The organism is Methanosarcina sp. DH2 (genome assembly GCF_020804225.1).
In the GTDB taxonomy this organism is placed as follows: Archaea; Halobacteriota; Methanosarcinia; order Methanosarcinales; family Methanosarcinaceae; genus Methanosarcina.
On sequence record NZ_WJBI01000025.1, the window covers coordinates 35,012 to 45,044 of the forward strand.

At 42.9% G+C, this 10,033-nt stretch carries 9 protein-coding genes and 3 pseudogenes; 6 read left to right on the top strand and 6 right to left on the bottom strand.

Annotated features, from left to right (window positions below; all coding sequences use genetic code 11):
* The first annotated feature begins 27 nt into the window (after positions 1-27).
* The 3 genes from lon (at position 28) to FXV91_RS18970 (ending at position 3,903) form a co-directional block, all read left to right on the top strand.
* Positions 28-2,415 (top strand): endopeptidase La, encoded by a 2,388-nt coding sequence (gene lon / locus FXV91_RS18960; protein ID WP_229392357.1) that lies wholly within the window; start codon positions 28-30, stop codon positions 2,413-2,415.
* Positions 2,416-2,851: 436 nt separating this feature from the next.
* Entirely contained in the window at positions 2,852-3,520 is a 669-nt protein-coding gene (locus FXV91_RS18965; RefSeq protein WP_229392358.1) for a flavodoxin family protein, read from the top strand.
* Positions 3,521-3,741: 221 nt separating this feature from the next.
* On the top strand, positions 3,742-3,903 hold the full coding sequence (locus tag FXV91_RS18970) for a hypothetical protein (RefSeq protein ID WP_229392359.1): 162 nt from the start codon (positions 3,742-3,744) through the stop codon (positions 3,901-3,903).
* Between the two features lie 6 nt (positions 3,904-3,909).
* Here FXV91_RS18970 and FXV91_RS18975 read toward each other — a convergent pair whose 3' ends face one another.
* Together FXV91_RS18975 and FXV91_RS18980 are read right to left on the bottom strand one after the other, a co-directional pair.
* Entirely contained in the window at positions 3,910-4,290 is a 381-nt protein-coding gene (locus FXV91_RS18975) for a hypothetical protein (protein ID WP_229392360.1), read from the bottom strand.
* Between the two features lie 60 nt (positions 4,291-4,350).
* Positions 4,351-4,845 (bottom strand): hypothetical protein, encoded by a 495-nt coding sequence (locus tag FXV91_RS18980; protein WP_229392361.1) that lies wholly within the window; start codon positions 4,843-4,845, stop codon positions 4,351-4,353.
* A gap of 852 nt (positions 4,846-5,697) precedes the next feature.
* Here FXV91_RS18980 and FXV91_RS18985 point away from each other — a divergent pair.
* Entirely contained in the window at positions 5,698-6,240 is a 543-nt protein-coding gene (locus FXV91_RS18985) for a hypothetical protein (RefSeq protein WP_229392362.1), read from the top strand.
* 74 nt (positions 6,241-6,314) lie between these two features.
* A complete protein-coding gene (locus tag FXV91_RS18990; protein WP_229392363.1) occupies positions 6,315-6,635 on the top strand; it encodes a hypothetical protein in 321 nt (106 codons plus the stop codon).
* 296 nt (positions 6,636-6,931) lie between these two features.
* Here the strand turns inward: FXV91_RS18990 and FXV91_RS18995 are convergent, their stop codons facing one another.
* Positions 6,932-8,095: a multidrug effflux MFS transporter gene (locus FXV91_RS18995; protein ID WP_229392364.1), complete on the bottom strand. Its 1,164-nt coding sequence runs from the start codon at positions 8,093-8,095 to the stop codon at positions 6,932-6,934.
* Between the two features lie 270 nt (positions 8,096-8,365).
* Here FXV91_RS18995 and FXV91_RS19000 point away from each other — a divergent pair, with 270 nt between their 5' ends.
* Positions 8,366-9,154, top strand: a complete 789-nt coding sequence (locus tag FXV91_RS19000; RefSeq protein WP_229392365.1) for an alpha/beta hydrolase — start codon at positions 8,366-8,368, stop codon at positions 9,152-9,154.
* A 44-nt stretch (positions 9,155-9,198) separates the two neighbouring features.
* Here the strand turns inward: FXV91_RS19000 and FXV91_RS19005 are convergent.
* The 3 pseudogenes from FXV91_RS19005 to FXV91_RS19015 all read right to left on the bottom strand — a co-directional run.
* A pseudogene (locus FXV91_RS19005) lies at positions 9,199-9,423 on the bottom strand (transposase); the annotation flags it as partial.
* A pseudogene (locus tag FXV91_RS20125) lies at positions 9,404-9,583 on the bottom strand (hypothetical protein); the annotation flags it as partial. The pseudogenes FXV91_RS20125 and FXV91_RS19005, both read right to left, overlap by 20 nt.
* Positions 9,584-9,875: 292 nt before the next feature.
* Positions 9,876-10,033: pseudogene (locus FXV91_RS19015) on the bottom strand (acetyl-CoA synthase subunit gamma); the annotation flags it as partial.

Consider the following 10,033-nt stretch of genomic DNA (forward strand, 5'->3'; position numbering starts at 1 on the left):
GACTTCATAATATTGAGACGATTGACAATGTATTCAGAACAAACCGATAATAACGTAGAAAGCCTCGTAATGCCGCTCTTTGAGATAGTGGTTTACCCGAAAAGCAGGGCAAAATTCCTGGCTGACAAAGTCACAGGAGAAATACTGTTAGCTGAGATGAAAAATGCCGAGTCCGTATATGCCGTCGGGCTGACAGTAAAGAGCGGTACGAAACCTTCGGACTTATCAGAAGATGATCTGTATAAAACAGGCAACCTGCTTAAAATCGCATATGTGCAGCCTGCTGATGACGGATATCTGGTTATTGCGAGGGCTGTCCAGAGGATAGAGGCAGTATCTCTGTACCGGAAGGATGGATTGTTCTACGCCACATATAAGCCTGTTTTTGATCTCCAGGACCTCGATGAAGATATCCGGACAGAAATGATGGAGAACATGAAAAAGGCAATTCAGGATATAAGCAGCCGCTTCCAGGGCGCTGAGCAGTTTACGCGACCAATCGAGAAAATGGATTCCATTGACCAGATAATGGGATTTGTCATGCCCTTCATGCCGGTAAAACTTGCAGAAAAGCAGGACCTGCTGGAAATTATTTCTGTCCGTGAACGGTATCTTACATTTTTTGAAATCCTGATGAGACAGAAAGAAAATGTCAATCTCCAGATGGAAATGGCAAAAAAAGTTACCGATAAGATAAGCAAGTCGAACAGAGAAGCCATGCTGCGAGAGCAGCTGAAGATAATTCAGGAAGAGCTCAACGGTGGTGACGATGCTGCTTCAGGTGAGAAAGGATACCTGGAAAGAATAGAAAGTTCAAAGATGCCTGATGAAGTTCGAAAAAAGGCATTGTCAGAGTTGAAGAAACTCGAAACCGGAGGCAGCCATAATCCCGAAAGCTCTGTTATCAGAAATTATCTGGACCTCATGCTCGACCTTCCGTGGGTAACGGAAGAGAAAAAGAGCATCGATATTGCCGAAGCCCGCCAGGTACTTGAAAGCAACCATAACGGACTTGAAAAGGTTAAAGAAAGGATAATCCAGCATCTTGCCGTAATGAAATTAAAAAAGGAGAAACAGGGCTCAATTTTACTCCTTACAGGGCCTCCAGGCACTGGGAAAACAAGCCTCGGAAAAAGTATTGCGGAAGCTCTTGGCAGGCAGTATGTCCGGGTCAGTTTTGGAGGTGTCAAGGATGAAGCAGAGATCAGAGGGCACAGAAGGACATACGTAGGGGCTCTGCCCGGAAGAATTATTCAGGGCATGAGAAAAGCAGGCACGAAAAACCCTGTCTTCATTCTAGATGAAATCGATAAGCTTTCAGCTTCCTACTCCGGAGATCCGTCAAGCGCCCTTCTTGAAGTCCTTGACCCCGAGCAGAACAACAGTTTCTCAGACCACTATCTGGAAGTCCCGTATGACCTGTCTGAAGTGTTTTTCATAGCTACTGCCAATACCATGGCAAGTATCCCCTGGCCGCTTCTTGACAGAATGGAAGTAATTGAGATCTCGGGCTATACCAAAAACGAGAAGCTTGCAATTGCAAAAGACCACCTGCTGCCCTTTATACTGGAAGAGCACGGCCTTGATGCCGACAAACTCAAAATTGAAGATGAGGCCCTGAAGGTAATCATCGACAAATATACGCGTGAAGCAGGAGTCCGCGGACTTAAAAAGCAGCTTGCAAAGACTGCAAGGTTCATATCCGAAAAGATCGTGTCAGGAAAGACTGACCTTCCTTATGTGGTCAAAGCGGACATGCTCAAAGAGGTCCTCGGAAAAGAGGTAATCAGGCAGGAGGAAGCCAGAGAAGAAAACGTACCTGGTGTGGTAACCGGACTTGCATGGACCCCTGTAGGAGGAGATATTCTCTTCATAGAAGGCACGTTTATGCCCGGAAGCGGAAAGCTTACGCTCACAGGTCAACTTGGGGATGTAATGAAAGAATCTGCACAGATCTCTTTGAGCCTGGTCAGATCAAGGCTTGCAAACACTGCAGATAGCTTTGACTTCATTAAAAGAGATATCCATATCCATGTACCCTCAGGTGCAACCCCGAAAGACGGACCGTCAGCAGGTGTGACCCTTTTCACTGCTCTGACATCTTTGATTACTGGCAAAGCAGTTGACCCAAAGATTGCCATGACAGGAGAGATCACCTTGAGTGGAGCGGTAATGCCTGTAGGCGGCATAAAAGAGAAAGTTCTGGCAGCCCACAGAGCAGGTATAAAGAAGGTGATCCTGCCAAAAGAAAACGAAAGGGATCTTGAGGATGTGCCTGAAGAAGTCAGAAACGAACTTAAATTTGTTCCTGTAAAGACCATTGAAGAAGTCTTAAAAGAAGCACTTGACCTTGATCTGCCAAGGCCGGTGATGTCATATGCAGAAAATTGTTTTGCGCCTGCACAAAACATTTAAACACCAACAGGCACAGGGTGGGATTACGCCTGCAAGAACCGTAACTACCCACTCCTGATTTATTTTTACTTAAATATCAGGAAAATCCTACTTTAATTAGCTTAAAATTACTTGTTTTTATTAAGTTCAGGAAAAAACTGATTGTTTACGAAAATCATACCCTTTAAGTAATAATTATATGAACTTATAGTTCCGGATTCCTTTTTTATAATTGATATAGATTTAAAATACTTATTATGATATTGATTAACCGATTTAGACTGCCCGGTCAATCCTGTTTATCAAATGTCCTTAAGAAGTATAATAAAGAAAATTGCAGTATGACAGTTAATTCTAATAAATCCTGAGAGATTGAAAATAAGAGGAATTGAAAATAAGAGGAATTGAAAATAAGAGGAATTGAAAATAAGAGGAATTGAAAACAGGGGGTAAAATCATGAAAATAGTAGCAATAAACGGAAGTCCTCGAAAGAAATGGAATACAGCGACCCTGCTTGAGAAAGCTCTTGAAGGTGCAGCCTCAGAGGGTGCGGAAACTGAAATAATCCATCTTTATGATCTCAATTTCAAGGGATGTATAAGTTGCTTTGCCTGTAAACTAAAAGATGGAAAAAGCTATGGAAAATGTGCGGTAAAGGATGAACTGACACCTGTGCTGGAGAAGTTAAAAGATGCCGATGCAGTAATCCTTGGATCGCCCATTTATCTTGGAAACTCTACAGGCGAGATGAGGTCGTTCATGGAACGCTATGTATTTCCGTATCTTGTTTACTCCAATGACATACCCTCGCTCTATCCGAAAAATATCCCTGTTGGTTTTATCTACACGATGGGGATAAATGAAGAATACTTCGATATGTTTGGGCTCAAGAAAACTGTTGAATTAAATGAAAATCTTGCAAAGAGAATCTTCGGATATTCCGAATCACTATGCAGCACCGATACCTATCAGTTCGATGATTATTCAAAGTATGTTGCCGATAGATTTGATCCCGAGGAGAAGGCAAAGAGACGAAAAGAAGTTTTCCCGCAGGACTGTCAGAAGGCCTTTGAGATGGGAGCTAGGTTCGTAAAGCGACAAAAAACTCTGGAAACACGGGAATAAAAGCAATAAATTTAAGCTACAGAATAGTTCCTAATATTGCCTTTTTTCACAGCTTTTACTTTTTAACCTTTGTCTCTTTGCTCACTTTCTTTTCTCTTCTTTTCCTCTTTTTATTCAAAAGACCGCTCTCCTTCGTAGAGCGTGACAAACATGGTTCAGTATAGCGAATAATGTTTTTTGGGTCAGGAGTATTTGTGACTTAAAACCATAAATTAGTCCTCTTGAGCGAAACGAAGTGGAGCGAAAAGGACCGCGTACTCCCGAGGCGCAATTCGGGCGAGACGCAATTCGGGCGAGACGCAATTCGGGCGAGGCACAATTCGGGCGAGACGCAATTCGGGCGAGGCGTAATTCGGGAAGCAAAGAAATTGTTTAAATGTTGACCTGTTTCACCACACCCGTGAAGAGCTATGAAAAAATTCAAAGCTGTCCACCGCTGCACGAGAAAGCCCCAGTTCTTCAAACATATCCCTGAAAACCGCCCGGTATTTCTCTTCAGGTATCGATTCCCCACTGCTTCCTGCATGCATTACGATTTCAAGCCTGACTTTTCCTGAGGCATCGAGTTCAACTATGTACCTGTTTCCCTCATCAATAGTCACTGCCTTTGCCTGTGGGATGAAGTATTTTATGGAGCCCAACCGTTTCCCGTTCTTTAAAAAGACTTCTGTAGGGTATGCATTAAAACCCAAACCGGATTCGTAACTGGAATCATCACTGTTTTCCATAAGATAGGCATATACAGCCGGGAAATCCGGAGATTCGTTCACCTGTATTTCAGCGTCCCATGTATGGTTTTGTGCGGCTTTTTTCAGAGCCTCAAGATAATTTTACGAAGCTTTTTCGTCCAGCCCGAAGAGGAGCCCAAATTTATCAATCATCCAGGAGTCATCTGGAAATTCCAATAGCTGTAAGGGAGAATCGGGGTCGGAGTGACTGAAATTCGAGATGGCCACACAGGTTCCGGTCCCTGCTTCAGGTCCTTCTTCACATGTGAAGACCATAAGCTCGGAGTTCTCGTTATAGTTAAGCCTTATATTTTGCACAAGGGCATCACTTCCGAAGCTTTCCCGTACCTCCGGGACATCTCCGGGATCAAAACCCAGAAAGTTTCCGGGCCAGGGCCAGGAACCTTCTACCTTATAACCAGCTTTCTCCGCTTTCGTAAGTGCGGAACTGTAATCAAGAGACCCGATATCAACTTCCTCGGAATAGTACCAGGAACTGTCAAAAAACATATAAATAGCAAAAGGGCCGAAAAAATACAGTACAAAAAGAAGGGGAAGGAGCAATAAAAATATCAGTATGGCTTTTTGCTTATTCATGAAACTCTCAACCCTGTCTCAACCCTGCGAAATGCATCACTAAACTGGAGACTCTGTCAGTATTATGAATGAAATCTCAAATCGTAACTAAAAAAGGATTAATAAATCGGAGCTTTTCACAACATTATATTAAACATACTAACTTAATAAATAGGTTATATTTCTTTTGGAGCCTGTTTGAAAAACTTTTATTATTAGAGAAAAAGCGTAGGTCAGCAGACTAAAACATCCAGATTGGAAACTTTCTCCCGTTTTACATTTTATTTAGCAGATCATATGTATCATCCCGGATTGGAATTGTCTTTGTATCCATGTATCTGTGTATGTATACATAGAAATAGAGTTTTATCGTTTGTCCGGTGTTCAAGCGGTCCCAATTTCCCTCTTCTGCAGGATAAACCATACTGCAAGTACCAGAGCACCACAACCCAGAGCAATTGCCCCGAGCACAGGATCATTATCTGCCCTTCCCATTCAATAGATAAAAGCACATTTTAACAGCTCCAGGGTTCGGTTCCTGTTTCCGGGCCTTCCTCACATATCCATAAGCTCGGAATTTCCTTCATAGTAAGAACGGTAGAAAATACCTTTTAGAAAATGCCCTTGTCACTGAGTACTTGAGAGGGGGTTTAGAGAAACTTATATATATCATTATATAGGAAATAGGATTCTGTATTCCTTCAATATGGGGGTATATTAGAGCAAGTGTTTAACAAAAAAAATACTGCAACAATGTAGTTTTGAAGCTGTATTTATGATGAAAATCGGGCTGGACGCGCAAAAAATTAGGGCTTTGCTATATCTGGCAAAGCAAAGAAGCCATATTCATTTTTTAATCAGGAATGGTATACAATGTTAACTGTTGAAACAAGCGGGATCAAAGGGATAGCTAGCTTTACCACATATGATGATGGGGAACTGAAGGAGTGTAAGCTTAAAGATTACAATTTGATTAGCACAAAATATGGCGATTTTGTTCCGCAATATGGAAGTCCTGGAGTTAGAAGTAAGCAATTAAAAGTTTTGTATTTCCATAAAAGCGGGAAAATTAAAAGCATTTCTTTAGAGCAGCAAACTGAAATAAGCACATCAATAGGAATATTCCCGGCTGAACTGGTAACTTTTTTTGAAGATGGTTCGATAAATAGTTTGTCCCCTTTAAACGGGCAAATTAGCGGTTTCTGGTCGGAAGAAGAAGAAGGTGCCCTAACGCAGAAATATGATTTTACATTTCCGTTTGGCAACTTCAGTACAAAGATAATCGGTTTGCGCTTTTATCCGGATGGAAAAGTCAGGAGCCTGATTCTATGGCCTACCGAAAGAATCACAATTGACACCCCTGCAGGAAAGATCCTGATAGAACAGGATTTAAGCTTTTTGAAGATGGCGGCATAGAATCCGCAGAACCGGCAGTTCCAGTCCCTGTTGAGACTCCAATTGGTCCGATAAATGCATATGATGCTAATGCATTGGGTATCGATGCGGATAAAAACTCCCTGAGCTTTGACAGAACCGGCAGGTTAACTTCTCTTGCTACTTTTGATCTCATTATGGTCAGAAAAAGTAACGGCGAAAAGAAGGTCATTTTTCCAAAGCTAAAACCAGGCCTGATGGAAGAATATGAGAAAGTGCCGATTAAACTGCTCTTTGGTGAGGATTCCGTAGCCATTGATGACGGTACGCGAGCAACCGATTACAGAGTCTCTGAATGTACATTCAAAATCACAGGTGGCAACTATACGGAAGCAACAATCTGTGGTGATTGTTCCAAATGTAAGGGTTGTATGTAACCTGACTACAACTGCATTTACCGCATGTGCAACAAATAGTTCTGTAAATATACTCACCCAGCTTTAGAATCTGGGACTTTTTGTTCAAAAATTGACGCACTATACCCGATGTAATTCCAGATAACAAATCTGGAAGAGTATAGATTTATTGTGGAAAATCCAGGGTAGTTATCAACTCTCCAGGGAATCCCCCGGGAAGCTGAAAAGCACCGCTCGTTTGGGAATTGTTTATTCAGATATCCGGTACAGGGGAATCTGTTCTATTCTGAAGTTTTTGCACGGCTGGTCCAATAAATTCAAGCGGCTCCTCCTATACCCTTTCGCTGCAAAACAGCCCATGCGCCCAGAACCAGAGCTCCGCAGCCTAGAGCAATTGCCCCGAGCACAGGGACCTTATCCGCCCACTCAAGGGAGATAAACCACATTCCTACAGCTCCGAGAGTAAAGTAACTGAAAATCAGCAGGGAAGAAGCCGAGCCTGCATCCCGGTCGACCTGTTCAAGTACAAGGTTGTTGCTCGGGGGGCGACTCAGACCCAGGGAAAATGTGATCAGGAACATCGGGAGCGCAAAGCTCCAGGGACCGTGCTGTCCGGTGAGAAGAAGAAAAACTCCTCCCAGGAAGATTCCTGCAAACCCAGCCGTCATCAGATGCCTTGAACTGATGCTTCTTGTCAACCGTAGGCAGGAGAAAGAACCGACCATCAGGGCCATGGCGTTGAAGGCAAAGAAGTAGCTGTATTTCTGCTCAGTCATACCAAACCCGTTAATGTAGATATCAGAAGAGCCCGCAATGAAGCTGTACAGGGGGAAAAGGCTGGCTGACATGACAAGAACCATAACAATATAGGAAGGATTGAGTAGCAGCCTGCCGTAGGTGTGCATCATCCGGGACAGAGGAACATCTGATACCCGAGGAAGCGTCTCCGGAAAACGGAGTACACCGAGAATCCCTATTACTCCCATGACTGCCTGAATGAAGAAGATCCAGGGCCAGGAGAAATCTGCAAGGATCCAGCCGCCAATCACGGGAGCAATCATAGGGGCAAGAGCCATTATAACCGCTATGTAGGCAAGAATCCTTTCCCTCTCCTGTCCGGAGAAAATGTCTTTGGTCATAGCCATAGAGATAGATGAACTGGCAGCAGCTCCTGCAGCTTGGAGTATACGCAAGCCTATCAGTATAGGAGCACTGGACGCAAAGGCACAGAGCAAGCTTGCCACTATGTAAACTGCAAGCCCGAAAAGAAGAGGGCGACGGCGGCCAAACCTATCGGAAATAGGGCCGTAGAAGAGAAGGAAAAACCCATAGGTAACGAAAAAGCAGACCAGAATTAGATTGATCACGGATAGGGGTTGATTCCAGATTTTGGCAAGAGAAGGAACCGCAGGCAGGATCATATCTGTTGACAGCGCGGGAAAGGCGGTTAGAAGGGCAAGCAGCGGCAAGGTCCCTTTCAAATTTCGCTTTAAATTTTCATTGGAATTATTTGTTTTTTGTTGGAAAGTCATAGCATGATCCTTTTTTAATTTTTACCATTAGTGGTTTTTGTTAGATGGTTATTAATTGGGTAAATAGTTACATGTGTAACTAACCAGAATGATTATCGAAGGAATCGAGTCCTATATAACGGTTACGAAAGTAAAGATCAGAACAAATAAATATGGAAACAAATAGATTTGAAAACCAATTTTCTTTTAAATCAAAGAAGCTTTAGACCTTATATAAGCATGGAAAATCTGAGAAAATACGGAAACCCGCCCTTTACTGCAGCCGTTGTCCACGGCGGACCCGGTGCTCCCGGTGAAATGGCCCCTGTTGCCAGGGAACTATCCAGCAGTAGGGGAGTCCTTGAACCTTTCCAGACTAAAGCAACTCTTGAAGGTCAGGTAGATGAGCTAAGAGATATTTTGGAAGAGCATGGGGCTCTGCCTGTAACCCTGATAGGGTTTTCCTGGGGTGCAATGCTCAGTTTTATTTTCACAGCCCTCAACCCTCAGTTCGTAAAAAAACTAATCCTAATAGGAAGCGGCCCCTATGAAGAAAAGTACGCTGCAAGCATAATGAGTACACGGGTAAGCCGGCTCGTAAAAGAAGATTGGGAAAACTTCCTCTTCCTTACAGAAACCCTTAATGATTCCTCAGCTAAAAACAGGGATGAAGCCCTGTGCAGCTTTGGAAAGTTGATGTCGAAAGCAGATGCTTATGATCCTCTCCCACATGAAGAAGAACTGCTCGAATGCAACTGCGAAATCTTCAAGGGCGTGTGGGAAGAAGCCAGCGAATTGAGGAGCAGCGGCAAGCTTCTGGAATTGGGAACGAAAATCACGTGCCCCGTAGTTGCAATTCATGGAAATTACGACCCCCACCCCTACGAAGGAGTAAGAGGACCCCTGTCAGGAGTTTTGAATGATTTCAGGTTCGTTTTGCTGGAAAAATGTGGGCATAAACCATGGATTGAGAGAGAAGCGAAAGAGAGATTTTATAACTTATTAAAGAAAGAAATTTGTAACTATTAAGGATATAGCTAGCAACTCTCACTTGAGCGCCGCTGTAATACTCTCTAAACAGGCAAATCATTCTTTCTAATTGTAGAAATGTAAACTCTCATCCTGCAGAAAGTTTGCTCTCCTTGTATAGTTCTGAAAGTTCCCGATATTTTCTGCTGTAGTTTCATCATCCTGATGTCTCTTTCTGCCTGGTTATTCTCAAATGGAACTTTCAAATCTGTCAAGAATCTCAGAATTTTTTCTTTGTGTTCTATAAACCTATCCAGTATATTCCTTGCTATCCAGTATATTCCTTGCTTTGGTTTTTGGATTCTTACCACGTTTTCCTTGCTTTTCAGGGTTTAGAGACTGTGCAAGAGTTGTCCCTGGATTACCATCTTGACCTCCACGTTTCTTGCCACTCTTTTTACGGTGACTCCTGGGATTAGGTTTCTCTTTGAAAAAATCAGTAGAAGGGAGGAGACTGCTATTACGACTGTTTTGATTTAAGCGAGATTCCTAAGGATATCAACCTTTCAGTGAGTTCTTTTCAGTGAGTTCTTTAATTTAAGATTCAAGAATAACAATGTAGGCAATAACTTCAGGGTTTGAAGCACATAAAGCAAGAATTACTTCACGTTTCACAAATGAAAAAAAAATCATTTTATATCTAATTTTTCCTTGAAAAGAGGAAAAATTGGGTAGCCTTCATAGGGCTACCTGAATAGTTGCTATTCAAATTGCGTTCCGATTATTGTTTTGGGGGCCAGTTCTTCTCGATCCAGCCTGGGATACGGCCGGAGTCCATTGGGCCAACCTTTACATTTGCACCAAGCGTATCTTCGAGGTCACCCTGCAGACGGGCTGCAAGACCTGGAATGATAAGGGTTTTGTGGTTTGTGTCTGTCT

Coding starts and splice junctions, on each gene's coding strand:
- lon (WP_229392357.1), top strand. CDS start 28: ATGTATTCAGAACAAACCGATAATAACGTAGAAAGCCTCGTAATGCCG.
- FXV91_RS19000 (WP_229392365.1), top strand. CDS start 8,366: ATGGAAAATCTGAGAAAATACGGAAACCCGCCCTTTACTGCAGCCGTT.
- FXV91_RS18985 (WP_229392362.1), top strand. CDS start 5,698: ATGTTAACTGTTGAAACAAGCGGGATCAAAGGGATAGCTAGCTTTACC.
- FXV91_RS18980 (WP_229392361.1), bottom strand. CDS start 4,845: ATGAATAAGCAAAAAGCCATACTGATATTTTTATTGCTCCTTCCCCTT.
- FXV91_RS18965 (WP_229392358.1), top strand. CDS start 2,852: ATGAAAATAGTAGCAATAAACGGAAGTCCTCGAAAGAAATGGAATACA.